Below are 17,853 nucleotides of genomic sequence, written 5' to 3'. Positions count from 1 at the left end.
TTATGCACCTTCTTCGTATTTAAAGCATCTTACTTTTTTATCGCCTAAATCAATTAATTCTGGCCTTTCTTTTTCACATCTATCGAAGCGCATTTCGCATCTGTCATAGTATGGGCAACCTTCAGGGATTTCCCCATGCAATGGTTGGTGTCCTTTTGTCAGTTCGAACCCGTTTGCGGGGAGTGCTTTGTATAGTGCTTTTGTGTAAGGGTGTAGAAGGTTTTCACCGTCTCCGGTAAAGTCTTCTGCAAGTGCGATTTCAATCACGTATCCTGAGTAGAATATTCCGATTCTGTCTGCCACTTCTAGTGCTGCATGAATGTCGTGAGTAATTAATAAAACTCCTATTCCATCTTCTTTCATGTGTTTGAAGTGATTTAATGTTTCTTGTACAGTTTTTTCATCTAATCCTGGTGTAGGTTCATCTGCTACAACTAATTTGGGGTCTGAAAGTAATGCGGTTGAAACAAGCACTCTTCTGGCCATTCCCCCAGATAGCTGGAAGGGATACATGTCATCCACTTCAGGGCCAAGATTATAATGTTCGAAGATTTCTCGTTGTTTTATTTTCTTTTGTTTTTTGTCCTCATCGCTTTCTGTGAGGCCGATTGCTTGGTCTGAAATTTTCATTAGGGGGTCTAGGAAGTTTACTGATTGGGGAACGAGCACTATATCTTTTCCTCTGATTTCTTCTTTGTCTTCCTGTGATAATTCTTTTCCATTGTATTTTATTTTTCCATTTAGATTGGCATTTTCTGGAAGAATTCCGAATATTGCATGTGCAAGCAGACTTTTTCCAGATCCGCTGGAACCTAATACGGCCAATATTTCTCCTTCAGATATATCTAAAGTCAAATCTGTGATAACCTTCAAATCTCTTTGATTTAAACCTTTAGTATATTGAATAAATGAGATTGAGACATTCTCTACATCTAATAATTTTTCCATTAAATCACCTTATGATTTTCAAATGATAACTTTTAAATAGTTATTTGTACTTTATTAATATTAAAGTTATTCAAAAATTATAAAAAAGTATTACTTATTGTATAATTTTTTTTATATTTGTAATACTTTTTGGATTGGTGTTGCTATGAAGAATGTTACTATAAAAGAATTAGGTAAAAGTTCAAATGAAATTAAAGAGGTTCAGGAATTTTTATTTAAGATGATAAAAAAGGAATTTGGATATGATTATGTTCCCGAGTGGCATCAAGATATTGTAAAAATTGATGAATATTATGTTAATCCTCAAAGAAACAATTTTTATGTTGCATACTTCGAAGAAACTGGTGAAATCATTGCAACAATAGGCATAAGGGCTTATGATAAGGACTTTCCTGAATTTAGACATTTGTATTCTAATGATACTACCTCAAGCATTTGGAGATTGTTCGTTGATGGGAGATGTAGGCGTTGCGGTTTGGCTTCAAAAATGTTCAGCATTGCAGAAAACTTTGCTAATGAAGTCAATTATGAAGATATTTATTTACATACCCATAAAAATTTGTCAGGAGCTATTGAATTTTGGACAAAAATGGGTTTTGTTGTTGCATTGGATGCAAATGATGATTTGGAAACAGTTCATATGGATAAAAAAATTCAAGGCTTGGAAATTGATCAGTTAGCTAACGATTTTCGCTATGCTGTAAAGTTATAATTTTTTAATATATTTTTGAGTATGTGGGCATGCAAAGATACATTTTCCACATACGGTATCTGCTTTTCCTAAATTCTCTTCAGATACTTTTAATGCATATTTTTCGCATTTTTTGTCATCATAAAAGTCATTTCTTTTAAGTTTATAATTCCATTCTTTCCCACTTATTGCTCCACCAAGACATGCATCTCTGCATTCCATGCATTTCCCACATCTTGATTTTAGGATAGGCTTTCCAATATCCAGTGGAGCATTTGTTAAAACGGAAGACATCCTTAACGCTGATCCGAAATTCTTTGTTGTAAATAATGCGGATTTGCCAATCCATCCAAGGCCTGCACGTGTTGCTATGGTCTTATGGGGTAGTTCAAATGAGTTGAACTCTCCAAAATCAGTTCCTAATCTCTTTTTTGTTTGAGCATATGCTTTGAAGCCTTTATCAATTAAAAATCTTTCACATTTCATGCCCAATGCGTCTAATCTTGAATTTAGACTAACTAGTTCATTGACATATTCTTGGGTGGGTGCATTTTGCATGTTCCGTATTATCTCTTTTGGGTAAGTTATGTAGAAAACAATGCCTTTATTTAATCCAATTTTTGGTGTAAAATTGCTTATGTCCGCAAAACCTACTTCGGTTGCACCATTATTCAAAAGGTAGTTTTTAAGTTCAAGAGATAGATTCATAGCCAAATATTTAAGATTAATAATATTTAAATTTAATTAAGTATTACTTTTCATAAATTTTTCTTTCATTTTTTGTATTTTTTTAATAGTCAATTTTTTCTTATTTTTGCAATTTATTATTTGAATATTTGATGGTTATTCATTTTTTTAAGGAATTTATGTTTATTAATAAATTTTTAAAGTAAATTTTAAAAGTAATAAATATATTTTTATATGTATGTTAGTAATATATAGAATAATGTTAAAATAATATTAAAAAGTATTACTATTCAGTTACTTTAATGTAGAAAAGTAATACTATTATTTTAATATGGTATTTAATTTTATGGTGAAAAGTTATGGATAAAAAGACAATGATGATAATTGGTGGTGTTGCTGCTGTTCTTATTATTGTTGGAGGTGCTTTGGCATTTATGGGAGGCTCTCACGATAATGACCCCACCCACTTAACCGTTGCAGCACACAGCAATATCAAAGAACCGGAAGCAGGTTTCAGCCCTCTTGTCGGTTGGGGATGCGGCCACCAAAATTATAATCCTTTAGTACAAAGCTGTTTGTTTAAAACAGATAAAAACGGAAGTATAGTTCCAGATCTTGCTACTGATTATTCAATTAGCAGTGATGGAAAAACATGGACTGTAAATGTTAGGGATGATGTTAAATTCTCAGATAATTCTACTTTTGATGCAGAAGATGTTGCATTCACATTCAACACTGCAAAAAGTACTGAATCTGAATTGGATTTAACTAATCTTGCAAATGTAACTGCTGTAAACAAAACTACTGTCAAATTTGATTTGGTTGAACCTAGGTCCACTTTCATATATGACTTAAGATATGTGGGAATAGTTCCTTCTGATTCATATGACAATACTACTTATGGTGAAAACCCAATTGGTACCGGACCTTATGTATTAGATCACTGGGATAAAGGTCAACAAGCAATATTTAAAGTAAATGACAATTATTATAATGACAAACCATACTTTACTCAAATCACTCTATTGTTCCCTGAAGAATCAACCTGGTTGGAATTAGCCAAATCCGGTGATGTGGATGTAGTTCCGGTAGCAACTTCCGCATTGAACCAATCAGTTGATGGATACCAATTTGTAGAAAAATCTGCAGGTAGGGCACAAGGTGTATCCTTACCTTATCAAAATGATACTGGTGAAGTATTCAATGGCACATATAAAATAGGAAATAATGTAACTGCTGATAAAGCAATCAGAGAAGCATTAAACGTTGGTGTTAACCGTCAGACAATGTGTGATTACATTTTCTCAGGTCATGCAACCCCAGAATATACCAGTGTAGATACAAGAGACTATGCAAACCCTGATGGTAAAGTTGAAGATGGAAATGTTGAAAAAGCAAAACAAATTTTAGCAGAGGGTGGATGGAACGATACTGATGGTGATGGAATTGTAGAAAAAGATGGTGTAAAAGCATCATTTGAGTTATATTATCCACCAGATTATCTTGACAGGCAATCTCTATCAACCGTATTTGCTGAACAAGCAAAAGAAATTGGAATTGAAGTAAAATTAGTTGGTGCTGACTGGGATACAATCTATAATAACATGTATTGCTCCGCAGCATTAATGCAACAAACTTCTCCAGACCCATATAAATCCATCTATCAGCAATATCACAGTAAAGAAGCAGATGGTTTCTACATGAATCCTAACTTGTACAACAACACTGATTCCGATAAATTGATGGATGATGCAATGCACTCAAGCGATTTGAATGCTGCAAACACCTTATGGTCTCAATCTGCTTTTGTAAATGGTGGAGGTTGGAGTCCTGCTGGTGACGCTCCATTCGTATGGCTTGTAAACTATGACTACAACTACTTCATCAAAAACGGAATCGATATCGGTCAACAACCTGATGGTTTAGGAAATGATATATTAATTAACATCTGTGATTGGACTAGAACCAATTCAACATCTTAATTAAATATCCTTTTCCTTTTTTTTATTTTTTTAAAATTTTCATGGGGGTTTATTTTTGAATAAAAATCAATTATTAAAATTTTTTGGTTACAAATTAATACGTTTTATAATATTAATTCTTGTAGTTGCAATTTTTAGTTTTGTATTATTAGATTTATCCCCTATTGATCCAGTTAATGCTTATTTAAGACAAGCTGCAGTATCAGAAGCACAGAGGCAAATCCTTGAAAATTATTTTGGAACTAATGTTCCTTTGACTACTAAAATTTTTCATTGGCTAATGGATTTAATACATTTTGATTTGGGAACTTCATTAATATATCGTGCACCTGTTATAGACATTATAATTGATAGGGCTTCCGCTTCAATTGTATTAATGGCCATTTCATGGATATTAAGTGGAATTATTGGTTTTGCGATGGGTGTTGTGGCAGGCAAAAACAAAGGTTCATGGATTGATAAGGCAGTAAAAGTTTACTGTTATGCAATTCAATCTGCACCATCCTTCTGGGTGGGAATGCTTGTATTAATGGTATTTGCTGTTTATTTAGGGTGGTTCCCAATAGGATTTGGTGTTCCAATTGGTGTAAAAAGTACAGATGCCACATTTATGGAATGGGCCTCAAGATTGGTATTGCCTACAATCACTTTGAGTCTTGTTGGATTAGCGCCAATTGCAATGTATACACGTAATGAATTAATCCAAGTTTTATCTTCTGATTATGTATTGTTTGCAAAATCCAGAGGAGAAAAAGGTTGGGATTTAGTGAAAAATCACGGAATAAGAAATATTCTCCTGCCTGCAGTCACTTTACAATTTTTGTCTTTCAGTGAATTATTTGGAGGAGCAGTACTTGTAGAACAGGTATTCTCATATCCGGGTGTCGGTCAAACTGCCGTTGCAGCAGGTCTTAGCAGTGATGTTCCACTATTTTTAGGAATTGTAATATTCAGTGCAATATTTGTATTTGTTGGTAACTTGCTTGCGGATTTATCATATTATCTAATTGATCCAAGAATTAAGGAGAGTGAATTCAATGATTAAGAAAAAAACTGATGATGACAAGCAGTGGTTTTTGTATCATGCTAATCTCAGGACTAAAACTTTAGTCATTATTGCTCTTTCAGCACTGGTTATTGTAACAATATTTATTTGCGGTTATTTTATCAAAGATATTCCGACAAGTTTTATCAGTGCAAACCAAATGCCTTCATTTGAACATATCTTTGGAACTGATTGGATGGGAAGGGATATGTTTCAAAGAACTGTCGCAGGTCTTGGATTAAGTATTATGGTGGGTTTCATTGCATCAGTTATAAGTACTATCATTTCTATTATTCTAGGATTGTTTTCAAGTTTTAATAAATTTGCAGATGAAGCTGTTGCCGGAATTATTGACCTATTCGGTTCAATACCTCACATCCTCTTAATTATTCTTGTTTCCATAATGTTTGGTGGAGGAGTTATTGGTGTTGTTATGGGTGTTGGATTAACACATTGGACACCGCTTGCAAGGGTTTTAAGATCAGAAGTCAAGGAAATCAGGACTAAAGAATACATCCATTTAGCAGAAAACCTTGGAAAATCAAAAATATGGATTGCCACAAAACATATTCTTCCATTAATTGTTTCCCAGATTATTGTTGGTGTTATTTTAATGTTTCCTCATGCAATCATGCACGAAGCGGCGATTACATTTTTAGGATTTGGTTTGCCACCTCATGAACCTGCTATTGGTGTAATTCTATCAGAGTCTATGCATTACCTGTCTTCAGGATATTGGTGGTTAGCATTCTTCCCAGGTATGTCATTATTGATTGTTGTATTGCTCTTTGATTTCATTGGGGAAAATGTAGAAAGATTACTTAACCCGGAAACAGCTCAAGAATAGGAGAAATTTTATTAATTTCTCTATTTTATTTTTTTTTAAAAATTTTTAGGTGATATTATGGATTTTACAATTAAAGAACTTGACAATGACCATGAAGCGATTGAATCTGCAAAAGATTTCTTATATGGTCAAATCAGGAAGGTATATGATATTGGCCCTACTCCTGAATTTCATTATGATATTGAGGCAATTGATGAATATTATATTTTGCCTTCATCCAACGCTTTTTTTGTAGCTTATGATGGTGATAAGATTGTTGCAACTGCTGCCATTAGGGCTTATGACAGGGATTATGAATTCTTTAGGGGGATTTACTCTAACGAGGATACTGCAAGTATTTGGCGATTGATGGTGGATGAGGAATACCAGCGTCATGGGATTGCACGGAGGCTTGTAACTACAATGGAAGAGTTTGCAAGAGAAAAGGGATATGTTAGGATATATCTCCATACCCACAGGTATTTGGATGCTGCTTTATCTTTTTGGAAATCAATGGGATATGAATTAACTGTGGAAGAAGATGATTATGATGAAACAAATCATATGGAGAAAATTTTGAATTAAAAAGTCCCACCATATTTTAGTAGCATTATTTTGTTAAAAAGTATTACTTTTTTTAGGTTCTTCTTATTCTGTATCATTTTTTATTTTTTCAGCAGTTACTTTTTAAATGTCAATTTAAATCCATGATTAATCTTTAATAAAACAACGGGGGAGATTTTAGATTTTTTTCTGAATTTTAATTTGTTTCATTGATTATCGTTGTTATTATTAAATTTGAATAAAACCATATTGATTGATTATATGTCATTTGAAGGGATATTTTATTTTAATTTTTTCCATAACTTATTATGATGGGATACTTTTGAATAAAACCCTTTTTTTGAAGAATAATTATTTAAAAACATTTATATGGTTATTACTATTTACTATAAATTATATTATCCAATTTTTGGAATAATATTTAGTTAATATTTGCTTAGAATTTTGTAATATTTATTAGAATAAAGTCATATAACCAAAATAGCTATTTTATAATAGCTATTTTCCCCTCCTCTTTTATTCTTTTTTTTTAAATTATTTCTTAAACTTTATTTTATAGTATCTTAAAATATTATAATAATGAAAAGAACAGCACTAAAAATCGGTTATATTGGAACTAACTTTCATGGTTTTCAAAGACAGCCTAATTTAAGAACAGTCGAAGAGGAGCTGATTTACCATTTGCGTAAGCTGGACTACATCGATGATTTGAAAAAGTCCAGATTCAGGATAGCTGGCAGAACCGATGCGGGCGTTCATAGTTTGGGTAATGTCATTAGCTTTCAGTCCGAAAAGGAAGTTAGGGTCAATGAAATTAACAACTCTCTGCCCGATGATATACAAATATTGGCTAGTGCACCTGTGAGATATGCATTCAAACCAAGATATGCTCAGATGAGACAATACCGTTATATGCTGTTCCAAGATCTGGATATTGATAAGCTTCAAGAGTGTGCTGAAGTTTTTAAAGGAACTCATAACTTTACTAATTTTACTAAAAGATTCCAAAAAACCACTACAAGAACAATTGATGACATTAAAATCACAAAAGTGGACTTGTCCGATTATCACAATAAGGAATTTCCCAATCTCCACGACACCCTTTCCCCAATTTTCGTAGATATCTACGGGGAGTCATTCTTATGGAATATGGTGAGAAAGATGATGAGGGTATTTGTGGATGTGGCTGTTGGCAAAATGGATTTGGATGATGTGGAAAAGCTGTTGAATCCTGAAGAAGACGAACCAAGAGCCTACATTAAGGTCATGGAAGCCGAATATCTGATTTTAATGGATATTCAATATGATGGAATCAGATTCACATACGATGATTATGCCTGTGAAAGATTTAGGCGTGACCTTGTTGATTCATTATCAGATTTACAAAAAAGATATGCGATTCGTGAGTCAATGGTTAAAAGTTTGGCGGATTTGCTTTAAGGGGAAAAAATGAATGCTTTAGAAAATAATCAGGATAGAATATTTACAAAATCATTTTTCTTAGTCTTTGGAGCATTACTGTTTACTGCTTTGGTTATGTATGCTTTAATGTCTACTGTGGCCGAGTATGCTACTGCAATGGGTTCAAGTGCAACAATTGCTGGGCTTGTTTCCGGAATATATATTTTTGGAGGGCTTTGCTCAAGAATTTATTCTGGCAATTCTTTAGAACGGGTAGGCTGGAAGAAAACTGCATTGGTTTTCATGACCATCCATTTCATATCCTGTATTTTGTATTTCTTTGTCAGGGATGTCAATTTGCTTTTGATTGTCAGATTTATTCACGGTATAGGTTTTGGAGCATCTGCCAATGCTATCGTTACAATAGCAACTGCTGTTCTTCCTAAAAGCCGTTTCAGTGAAGCTTTCGGTTATTTCATGCTGGGAACCACTATTGCTGTAGGGTTAGGTCCATTCATCTCAGGATTTCTTTATGATGCTGTCGGCGCCAATGGATGCTTTTTAATAGCCAGCATATTTTGCGCACTTGCATTAATCTGCATAAGTTTTGTTGATGTAAGTGAAAAGGACCCTGGCGTTAACAGTCAAAATAAACCAGTATTCAAAGAAGAAAGGGAATATTCTGGAATTGAGAAAGTTTTTGAAATTAAAGCGATACCTGTTTCACTTTTCACAGCCCTTACAAGTTTGGGTTATATTTCAATTTTATCTTTCAATAGACTATATGCCGCTGAGATTAATCTAACAACAGCATTCTCATGGTTTTTTATCATATATTCAATAGTTTTAGTTTTGTCAAGGCCAATAGCAGGTAAAATCCAGGATTGGGGTGGTGACAGATTAATCTGCATAACAGGTATCATTGCACAATCAATCGGTCTGTTCCTGATTGCATGGATCCCGTCTGTTATTACAGTTTATATCTGTGCAGTATGTTGTGCTCTCGGATTCGGTACCTTGAATTCTGCTTGCACCACAATAGTAACCCGAAACGTATCTGAAAGCCGCAGGTCTTATGCAGTATCAACATTTTTCATATTCTGTGATGCTACAATGGGTTTTGGACCGGCATTGCTTGGAAGTTTCGTATCTGCTAGTTCAGGATATGCACCAGTATTTTTCATTTCATCATTCATTACACTTCTTGCATTGCCGATTTGTTTATATGCATTGAAAAATTAAAAAAAATTTTTAAGTTATTTTAATAAATATATTAATATTATGAAAATAGCAACTGTTTTAGGAACTAGGCCTGAAATTATTAAAATGGCCCCTATCATTGATGAAATATCTAAAAGGGGAATTGATCAAGTTATTCTCCATACCGGTCAGCATTATGATAAGGAGATGTCTGACAATTTCTTTAAGGACTTGGAAATTCCAACTCCTGATTATAATATCCATGTCGGTTCAGGAACCCATGGAAAGCAGACTGGCTTAATGATGGAAGGCATTGAAGAAGTTCTTTTAAAAGAGAAACCTGATATTGTCTTGGTTCAAGGTGATACCAATGCAGTTCTTGCAGGAGCACTTGTTGCAGCCAAATTGCATATTGCGATAGGCCATGTTGAAGCAGGACTGAGGTCATTCGACATGACAATGCCTGAAGAAGTGAATCGCAGAGCTGCCGACGTATGCTCAGCAATGTATTTTGTTCCGACTACACAATCAGCCATTAACCTGTTATCTGAAGGATTTTCAAGAAAAAATCTTTTTATAATAGGCAATACAGTTGTTGACGCATGTTTTAGACACTTGGAAATTGCCAAAAAGAGAGGATTTGAAGAGGAATCTCTTAAGATGTTAAATATTGAAGAGATGGATAACATCTTGACTTTAACAATGCATAGGGCTGAGAATGTGGATGACATTACAAGGGTTACAAACATCATCGATGCGCTTAAAGAATTGGATGATATGAATATTATTTTCCCTATTCATCCGAGAACTAAAAACACACTTCAAAACTTCGGTTTATTTGATGAATTAAATAATTTGAATCATGTTCACGTTATAAAACCTTTGGGATATCTTGATTTCTTGCTTTTAACTTCCAATTCAACTTTAATTTTAACAGATTCCGGAGGTCTTCAGGAAGAAGCGATTACATTAGATGTTCCTGCTTTAACTTTAAGGTATAATACTGAAAGGCCCGAAACAGTTACTGCTGGCGGAAATATTCTTGTTGGTTCCAATAAACAGGCTATTGTTGATAATGCTAGAAAAATCCTTGATGATGAAGATTTTGCAAACAAGATGAGAAATGCAGTCAATCCATATGGGCAGGGAAATTCTGCAGAATTGACTGTCGATGCAATAGAAAAATATTATGATGAAGGTTTATTGGATATTAAAGCTCCAGAAAACATAATGGCCTCATTTGTAAGGAAAATGATAAAAATTGAAGAGGATATTTCTGTTGAAGAATTTGAAAACAGGGAAGATGCACTTATCCACATGGCTTTTGATGGGGAAAAAATGCAATTTCCTGCTGATGAATTAAATTTAAATGGTATGATGATTGTTTATGACAAAAGAGAATGATTCAATTTTAGTATTTGAGTATTTTACTGCTTCAGGGGAAAAGGATAAATGCATCATCTCAGAAGCTGAAGCATTAATATTTGCACTTTTGGAAGATTTAAAGGACTTTGATGTTGATTTGGTCATCAACGAATCTTATGAAGGAACTGTTAAGGATTATCCTAATGTTAATCCAATTTTAATCAATCAGGATATAATCTCCTGGCTTGATGAAAATGCCGAACAATTCAGTAAAGCCATTTTCATCTCCGCTGAAAACAACAATAATCTTTACAATATCACCAGAATATTGGAAGAGAATAATGTCAAAATTTACAATTCCTCTTCTGAAGCTTGCTTAAAATCTTCAGATAAATCTGAAACCTATGAGGCTTTGTCCAATATTGTTCCACAACCAAGATCATTCAGATTCAAAATAGACCCAAAAGGATACTGGAAAAGGGCAATCGAGAATCTGCATGAAAAATGGCAAGCCGAAGATCCATTGACTCCCCTTAAATTAATCATAAAGCCATTAGTTGGCGTTGACTGCGAGGATATTGTGGTAATTGAAAAAATTGAAGATTTGACATTGGATTTGGATAAGATTTTCACACCAGGATCCCGTGTCCTTGTTCAGGAGTATATTGAGGGAACAGATATAAGCGTCAGCTTAATATCCGACGGCAAAAAAGCAATTCCAATCAGTTTAAATCAGCAATATGTGGAGTTGAAAAATGATAAGGGAACTTACCTTGGAGGTAAAATTCCTTATGAAACCAAATACAAAGATGAAGCATTTGAAATTGCAACCAAGGCAGTTGAGGCCATTGATGGAATGAAAGGTTTTGTTGGTGTTGATTTATTAATCAATGCTGATGAAAAAGATGTTTATTCAGTTTATCTTTTGGAAATCAATTCAAGATTTACAACTCCATATGTGGGTTTGAGCGAAATTGCCAATTTCAACATTGGAAAGACAATCATTGACCTGATTGACGGTAATGTGGATATTAATGAACTTGATATCTCTTTAGATGGTGAAGTGGAGTTTAAAAAATCTGGAGATTCCTTAGTAATCAGGAGAATATAATATGAAAGTAGCGGGATTTGATATTGGCGGTGCAAACACTGATTTGGCGGTCATTGACTTTGACGGAGAGGAAATTAAAAATATTGAAGTTGATTTTGCATATCTTCCGATGTGGAGCAACAACGATGATTTATCAGAAGTTCTCGTTGAATTGATAGAAAACATCTGTCCGGTATCAGAAATTGATGCTGTGGGCATCTCCATGACTGCTGAACTTGTTGACGCATATGATACCAAAAAGGATGGAGTTTTGGATGTTGTTATGAAATGTGAAGAAACATTTGACTGCCCGATAGCATATGTTGGAATCGATGGTATGCTTTCCAAAAGCGAAATTGAAGAAGCTCCACTTAAGGCAGCGGCAGCTAATTGGATTGCAACAGCTCAGATTGCTACTTTAATATCTGACAACTGCATATTTATTGATACCGGAAGCACAACAACAGACATTATCCCAATCAAGGATGGAAAGGAATGTGCAATAGGCAAATCTGATTTTGACAGGTCTGCAACTGGAGAACTGGTCTACACTGGAACTTTAAGAACAAATCTTGCAAGCTTTTTGGATAAAGTGGAATTGAATGGAAAAGAGTATCGTGTAGCTAGCGAACTCTTTGCACAGACTGCTGATGTTTACACTGTTTTGGATTTAATTACCGAAGATGATTACGTGTGTGATACTTTTGATGGTGCAAGCAAATCCAAGTTGGATTGCGCAAAGAGGATTGCACGTGTCGTATGTGCCGATTTGGAAATGTTGACAATGGATGATATTGTTGAAATGTCCAAGTTCATTCATCAAAAGCAAGTTGAACAGATTGCAGATGGCTTAAAACAGGTTGTTGAAACACAAGGCTTTGATTTGATTGTTACAACAGGGCTTGGAAAGGATATTCTTGATAAAAAAGCGGCTGAACTTTTAGGCTTGGAAGTCAAATCAATGGGAGATATCCTAACAGATGAGGAATGTGTTGTAGCACCGGCTGTGGGAACTGCAGTGATGATGAATAAATATTTAAATTAAAATAAGTTCTCTTAATTTTTAAAGGTTAATACCAAACATCTTTCAAACCAAGCAGATATGCTCCGGTATTGGCAAGTAAATGAATGATTAAGGTTAATATGATAGCTATTGCTATAAATGTAACATTCAGTTTCACAACTAATGAAACCAAGATAAGTGCAACAATTAAAAAGTCTAGCTGATCTAAAATTGGAGCAGGTTTTCCACGGCCAATTCCAAGTCTTCTTTTTAAAAAACTGCCGATTGCATCACCTAACAATGCTCCGAAACCAAGTAAAAATCCAATCAGTATTCCATTAGGGACGCTAGTTACAATTGGGGTGGTAATGTATGTTCCGAATTGTGAAATGATGTGCGGTGCTAAAAATCCCTGAATGGCTCCTGTTATAATTCCTATGAAAGTTCCTGCAATCAATCCTTTCCAGGTCACTCCATCTCCAATCCAACGAATGCCATTTTTGTCACTCTTTCCCATGTCAAATGGAAGACCTCCTCCAAAAACTAATCCTGCGCCGTTTGCAAAATATGCCGGAAGAAGGAAGTAGAGTGTTGCAACACAAGTTATTAACAACATTACAATTTCATTAGCCATTAAATAATTCTCCAATAATATTTAATATTATTTTGTTTTAACTAATATATATTAATTAAGTTTAAATATTTAATTAATTTAAATATATAATATTATGTAAGTTATGTACTAATGACATTTTATTAGTAAAAGGTGATTTTTTTGAAAATTAAGGGAACAAAAAGTTTATGTCCAGAATGTGGCAAACCTATAGATGCAGAAGTCTATGATGAAGACGGTAAAATTTTCATCAAAAAGACCTGTGATGAACATGGGGAGTTTGTTAACACATACTGGAGTGATGAAGAGTTATATCATAATGTGAGTAAATATATTCCATCAGTCGCTCCTATTGAAAATCCTTGTGTTGATGATGTGGGAGCTTGCCCAAGCAATTGTGGTTTATGCTCAAAACATGAAACCTCTACTGTTTTAGGATTAATTGACGTGACTAACAGGTGTAACCTAAGATGCCCTGTTTGTTTTGCAAATGCGGCTGCTGCAGGATACCTATATGAACCTAGTAAAGATGAAATTAGGCAAATGCTTAAGAATTTAAGAAATCTAAAGCCTAATCCTTGTCCGGCTATTCAATATGCCGGTGGTGAACCAACTGTCAGAAATGACATTGTTGAGCTAATTGAAATGGCTAAGGAAGAAGGTTTTACTCACGTTCAGATTGCTACCAATGGTATTAGATTAGCTAAAAGGGAAAATTTAGCTAAAGACTTGAAGGAAGCTGGTTTGAATACTGTTTATCTTTCATTTGAAGGTGTAACTCCAGAACCTTATATTGCAAATAAAGGTAGGGATTTGCTTCCGGATAAACTTCAGGCTATTGAAAACTGTAGAAAAGCAGGTTTAGGAGTTGTATTGGTTCCTACATTAGTCAAAGGAGTAAATGATCACCAAGTTGGTCAAATCATTAAATTTGCATTTGACAATAACGATATCATTTATGGAGTTAACTTCCAGCCGGTATCATTTTCAGGAAGAACCCCTGCAGACCAAGTAGAGGAACAAAGAATTACAATCCCTGACTTTATAAAGATTATTGAAGAAGAAACTGATGGTCAGGTTCCAACTGATGCTTTTTACCCACCATCCTGTGTTGAACCAATTGCGGAATTCATATCTCTGCTTGATGGAAATGATGCTGCTACAGTAACTTTGAATTGTCATGAGCATTGTGGAATTGCTACTTATGTTTTCAGAGAAAAAACTGAAGGTGACGGAAAAGATAAACTCATTCCAATTACCGATTTCATCGATGTTGATGATTTGTTCAATAAACTTGAGGAATATAATGAAAAACTTAGGAAAGGCAAATTCGGTTCTCATAAGAGGGTTCTTGCAGGATTAACAGGAAATCTTCCTAAATTAGTTCACCCTAGCAGATCTCCTAAAGATTTGGATATTACTAAAATCTTGTTAAACGTATTTGCCAAAAGAGATTATGAAGCATTAGGTGAATTTTCCAAGGATGCAATGCTTATTTCATGTATGCATTTCATGGATCCATTTAACTTTGACGAAGATAGAGTTAAAAAATGTGTTATTCATTATGCAACACCGGATGGTAGAATTATCCCGTTCTGTACAATGAATTCCATGTATCGTGAAAGTGTGGAAAAAGAATTTTCAACACCTTTTAAACAAAAAGAATAAATTAATTATAAAAATCACCTAACTTATTTTGTATTTGGGTTTATCCCAAATACTCGTTTTTTTTAAATCAATTTTACAGTGATATGAATGGATATTATTGAAGGAAAAACATGGACTTTTGGGGAGAATATTGACACTGATGTCATTATTCCCGGAAGATATTTAAGAACTTTTAATCCTCAAGATTTAGCAGATCATGTTTTGGAAGGTGAACGCCCGGATTTCACAAAAAATGTTAAACAGGGGGATATAATTGTTGCTGACGAGAACTTTGGATGCGGTTCATCCAGAGAACAGGCACCGGTAGCTATTAAAACTGCAGGTGTTAGCGCAATTGTTGCAAAGTCCTTTGCAAGAATTTTTTACAGGAATGCAATAAATATTGGTTTGCCGGTTATTGTAAGCGATATTGAAGCTAGCGATGATGATGTCATAAGCATTGACTTATCCAAAGGCATTTTAGTTAATAAAACAACCGGTGAAAGTAAAACTTTCGAACCCTTTAAGGAGTTCATGTTAAGCATTTTGGAAGATGGTGGTTTGGTTAACCATTATCTAAAGGACGAATGAGGAGGTATAAAAAATGGAATGCCCTATTTGCGGCTCTGATGATATTGAAATTTTAAATTCAAAACAGAAGCCTTCCAAGAAAAAATTAATTGAAGAATATTTATTGAAATGTGAAGAGTGCGGTCATGTTTTTAAAGATATTTTTTCTGCAAAGAAACCTCAACCTTATAGATTAATTATTTCAGAGCAAGATAAGTCTTATAAAACATCTATTAATTTATCTCCAAGCGATGAATTAAAATGTGGTGACGTATTGCTTTCCGATTTGGGCCAGGTCGAAGTGACAGGCATTGAAGTGAAAGATAAGAGAGTTGAAAAATCCCTAATTGAAGATATTGACACAATATGGGCTATTTCTGTTGAAATTCCTGCCCGTATAGGTTTTTCAGTGGATCTTCATGGTGAAGTAGATTCATATAAGCTGGACTTGGATAGAGATTTCGAAATCGCTCCTGGTGATGTCATAAAGATAGACAAGCACATTGTCAAAGTGCATGTCATCAAGACACAGGATAGAAAATTAACATCCGGTTTTGCAAAAGCAGGGGTTATTAAACGTGTTTATTCAAAGCCGGTTAAATTCAATAATTATGATTATGATTTAACTAAGGATATTTGCAAAAAAACATCATAGAGTGTAAGACAATGAAAGTATATATTGAGTCATATGGATGCACCTTCAATAAAGCTGATGGTCAGATTATAGCAGGCAATTTAAAGGATAATAATATTGATATTGTCGATTCCATCGAAGATGCCGATGTTGTTATTGTAAACACATGTTATGTTAAACTGCCCACAGAAAATAAGGTCACCTACAGAATCCAGAAATTGCAGGATGAATTTCCCGACAAGAAAATTATCGTAGGCGGGTGTATGGTTGAAATTGACCCTGAAAAATTGGATAAGGTCGGGCCTGACTGTTCATGGATTGGACCTCATCAATTAAACAAGGCGTATGATGTTGTCACAGGAGCCTATAATGGTGAAGTCGTTCGTGAATGTGGATTTTCAAAGGAACCGAAAGTTGGTGTTTCCAAAGTAGTTGATGACAGCCTTATCCACATAATTCAAATCTGTGAAGGATGTTTGGGTGCATGTACATTTTGTTGTACTCGTTTTGCCAGAGGTCCTTTAAACAGTTACCCGATAGCAGACATTACTGAAGAAGCAAGGAAAGCTATTGAAAATGGGGCATGTGAAATTCAGCTCACTGCACAGGACACTGCCGCATTTGGCCGGGATAGTGGTGAGAAACTATCAGATTTAATTAAAGAAGTGGCTAATTTAGATGGAGATTTTCGTGTTCGTGTTGGAATGATGCATCCTAAAAATGTTTTAAATGATGTTGATGAAATAATCGATGCTATGAAACATCCTAAGGTATATAATTTCATTCATTTGCCCGTACAATCTGGAAGTGATAAGGTGCTGTCTGAAATGAATAGGGGTCACACATTAGATCAGTACTTGGATATCGTGTCCAGATTTAAAAATGAGATTCCTGACATAACTCTGGCTACAGACATTATTGTGGGTTATCCGACTGAAAATGATGATGATTTCAATGAAACAGTAAAGTTGCTTGAAAACATTGGGCCAAGTTTAATTCATTTATCAAAATACCAGCATCGTAAAGGTGCAATTTCATCTTCCCTTCCGGAAATTCCTCGTGAGGTAATGAAGAATAGATCAAAATTTTTATCTGAAATTAAATCAAAAATAACAGAAGATGAAAACAAGGAATTGGTTAATTCCATTCAAAATGTATTGGTTGTTGAAAAAGGTTCCAAAGGAGGTTTTATTGCTAAGACTGATTCTTATATTCCAGTAATTGTTGACAATGTCCAATTAGGGACTTTTGTTAAGGTAAAGATAACCGAAGCAACCGCCACATATCTTAAAAGCGAATTATTGGAAGAATAATTTTTTATTTTTATATATCTTCTTATTTTTATTTCATAGTTAATTTATATCCCTTAATTTATTATAATACCGATATTCTTAATCAAATTTCAAAAGCATATTCTGATAGGGGATATGCTATAATATAAGCGGTTAATATCCATTTTTACCGATACCTTTATATACTATTGTTTACTACCTTTTAATTGGAGGTGTCAAAATGAGTGAATTACCAATCGCACCAGTCGGTCGTATCTTAAAAAATGCTGGCGCACAAAGAATTAGTGATGATGCA

17 protein-coding genes and 1 pseudogene are annotated in these 17,853 nt (G+C 34.3%); 15 read left to right on the top strand and 3 right to left on the bottom strand.

Annotated features, from left to right (window positions below; translation table 11 throughout):
- Entirely contained in the window at positions 1-948 is a 948-nt protein-coding gene (locus E7Z77_RS04455; protein ID WP_292750708.1) for an ABC transporter ATP-binding protein, read from the bottom strand.
- Between the two features lie 145 nt (positions 949-1,093).
- Here E7Z77_RS04455 and E7Z77_RS04450 point away from each other — a divergent pair, with 145 nt between their 5' ends.
- On the top strand, positions 1,094-1,660 hold the full coding sequence (locus E7Z77_RS04450; RefSeq protein WP_292750706.1) for a GNAT family N-acetyltransferase: 567 nt from the start codon (positions 1,094-1,096) through the stop codon (positions 1,658-1,660).
- Here E7Z77_RS04450 and E7Z77_RS04445 read toward each other — a convergent pair.
- Positions 1,655-2,347 carry a 4Fe-4S double cluster binding domain-containing protein gene (locus E7Z77_RS04445; RefSeq protein WP_292750704.1) on the bottom strand — a complete coding sequence of 231 codons (693 nt, stop codon included), beginning with the start codon at positions 2,345-2,347 and terminating at the stop codon, positions 1,655-1,657. The genes E7Z77_RS04450 and E7Z77_RS04445 overlap by 6 nt on opposite strands.
- Before the next feature lie 338 nt (positions 2,348-2,685).
- Between E7Z77_RS04445 and E7Z77_RS04440 the strand changes: the two genes are divergently transcribed.
- The 9 genes from E7Z77_RS04440 to E7Z77_RS04400 all read left to right on the top strand — a co-directional run bounded on the left by E7Z77_RS04440 (position 2,686) and on the right by E7Z77_RS04400 (position 12,844).
- The gene (locus E7Z77_RS04440; protein WP_292750702.1) at positions 2,686-4,308 is read left to right on the top strand and encodes an ABC transporter substrate-binding protein; all 1,623 of its coding nucleotides are present in this window, start codon (positions 2,686-2,688) and stop codon (positions 4,306-4,308) included.
- 55 nt (positions 4,309-4,363) lie between these two features.
- The gene (locus E7Z77_RS04435; protein WP_292750700.1) at positions 4,364-5,353 is read left to right on the top strand and encodes an ABC transporter permease; all 990 of its coding nucleotides are present in this window, start codon (positions 4,364-4,366) and stop codon (positions 5,351-5,353) included.
- Positions 5,346-6,200, top strand: coding sequence for an ABC transporter permease (locus E7Z77_RS04430; protein WP_292750698.1), 855 nt, complete (start codon positions 5,346-5,348; stop codon positions 6,198-6,200). Before E7Z77_RS04435 ends, E7Z77_RS04430 begins: the two co-directional genes overlap by 8 nt.
- 57 nt (positions 6,201-6,257) lie before the next feature.
- Positions 6,258-6,764 carry a GNAT family N-acetyltransferase gene (locus E7Z77_RS04425; RefSeq protein ID WP_292750696.1) on the top strand — a complete coding sequence of 169 codons (507 nt, stop codon included), beginning with the start codon at positions 6,258-6,260 and terminating at the stop codon, positions 6,762-6,764.
- Between the two features lie 558 nt (positions 6,765-7,322).
- Entirely contained in the window at positions 7,323-8,183 is an 861-nt protein-coding gene (truA, locus tag E7Z77_RS04420; RefSeq protein ID WP_292750695.1) for a tRNA pseudouridine(38-40) synthase TruA, read from the top strand.
- A 9-nt stretch (positions 8,184-8,192) separates the two neighbouring features.
- On the top strand, positions 8,193-9,386 hold the full coding sequence (locus E7Z77_RS04415; RefSeq protein ID WP_292750692.1) for an MFS transporter: 1,194 nt from the start codon (positions 8,193-8,195) through the stop codon (positions 9,384-9,386).
- A gap of 39 nt (positions 9,387-9,425) precedes the next feature.
- The gene (wecB, locus tag E7Z77_RS04410; protein WP_292750690.1) at positions 9,426-10,748 is read left to right on the top strand and encodes a UDP-N-acetylglucosamine 2-epimerase (non-hydrolyzing); all 1,323 of its coding nucleotides are present in this window, start codon (positions 9,426-9,428) and stop codon (positions 10,746-10,748) included.
- The gene (locus tag E7Z77_RS04405; RefSeq protein WP_292750688.1) at positions 10,732-11,820 is read left to right on the top strand and encodes an ATP-grasp domain-containing protein; all 1,089 of its coding nucleotides are present in this window, start codon (positions 10,732-10,734) and stop codon (positions 11,818-11,820) included. The genes wecB and E7Z77_RS04405 overlap by 17 nt, the downstream gene beginning before the upstream one ends.
- 1 nt (position 11,821) lies before the next feature.
- The gene (locus E7Z77_RS04400) at positions 11,822-12,844 is read left to right on the top strand and encodes a hydantoinase/oxoprolinase family protein (protein ID WP_292750686.1); all 1,023 of its coding nucleotides are present in this window, start codon (positions 11,822-11,824) and stop codon (positions 12,842-12,844) included.
- Positions 12,845-12,869: 25 nt separating this feature from the next.
- Here the strand turns inward: E7Z77_RS04400 and E7Z77_RS04395 are convergent, their stop codons facing one another.
- On the bottom strand, positions 12,870-13,436 hold the full coding sequence (locus E7Z77_RS04395; RefSeq protein ID WP_292750684.1) for a CDP-2,3-bis-(O-geranylgeranyl)-sn-glycerol synthase: 567 nt from the start codon (positions 13,434-13,436) through the stop codon (positions 12,870-12,872).
- 141 nt (positions 13,437-13,577) lie between these two features.
- Between E7Z77_RS04395 and tes the strand changes: the two genes are divergently transcribed.
- From tes to hmtA1, 5 genes and pseudogenes are all read left to right on the top strand, one after another.
- Entirely contained in the window at positions 13,578-15,083 is a 1,506-nt protein-coding gene (tes, locus tag E7Z77_RS04390; RefSeq protein ID WP_292750682.1) for a tetraether lipid synthase Tes, read from the top strand.
- 87 nt (positions 15,084-15,170) lie between these two features.
- Positions 15,171-15,653 carry a homoaconitase small subunit gene (gene hacB / locus E7Z77_RS04385; protein ID WP_292750680.1) on the top strand — a complete coding sequence of 161 codons (483 nt, stop codon included), beginning with the start codon at positions 15,171-15,173 and terminating at the stop codon, positions 15,651-15,653.
- Between the two features lie 13 nt (positions 15,654-15,666).
- The gene (locus tag E7Z77_RS04380) at positions 15,667-16,287 is read left to right on the top strand and encodes an HVO_0476 family zinc finger protein (RefSeq protein ID WP_292750678.1); all 621 of its coding nucleotides are present in this window, start codon (positions 15,667-15,669) and stop codon (positions 16,285-16,287) included.
- Between the two features lie 11 nt (positions 16,288-16,298).
- Complete coding sequence (locus E7Z77_RS04375; protein WP_292750676.1) at positions 16,299-17,579, top strand: tRNA (N(6)-L-threonylcarbamoyladenosine(37)-C(2))-methylthiotransferase; 1,281 nt, start codon at positions 16,299-16,301, stop codon at positions 17,577-17,579.
- Positions 17,580-17,778: 199 nt separating this feature from the next.
- Positions 17,779-17,853 (top strand): annotated as a pseudogene (gene hmtA1, locus E7Z77_RS04370) (histone HmtA1); the annotation flags it as partial.

The organism is Methanobrevibacter sp. (assembly GCF_015062985.1).
Taxonomy (GTDB): Archaea; Methanobacteriota; Methanobacteria; order Methanobacteriales; family Methanobacteriaceae; genus Methanocatella.
This window is presented reverse-complemented; position numbering and strand designations above follow the sequence as displayed.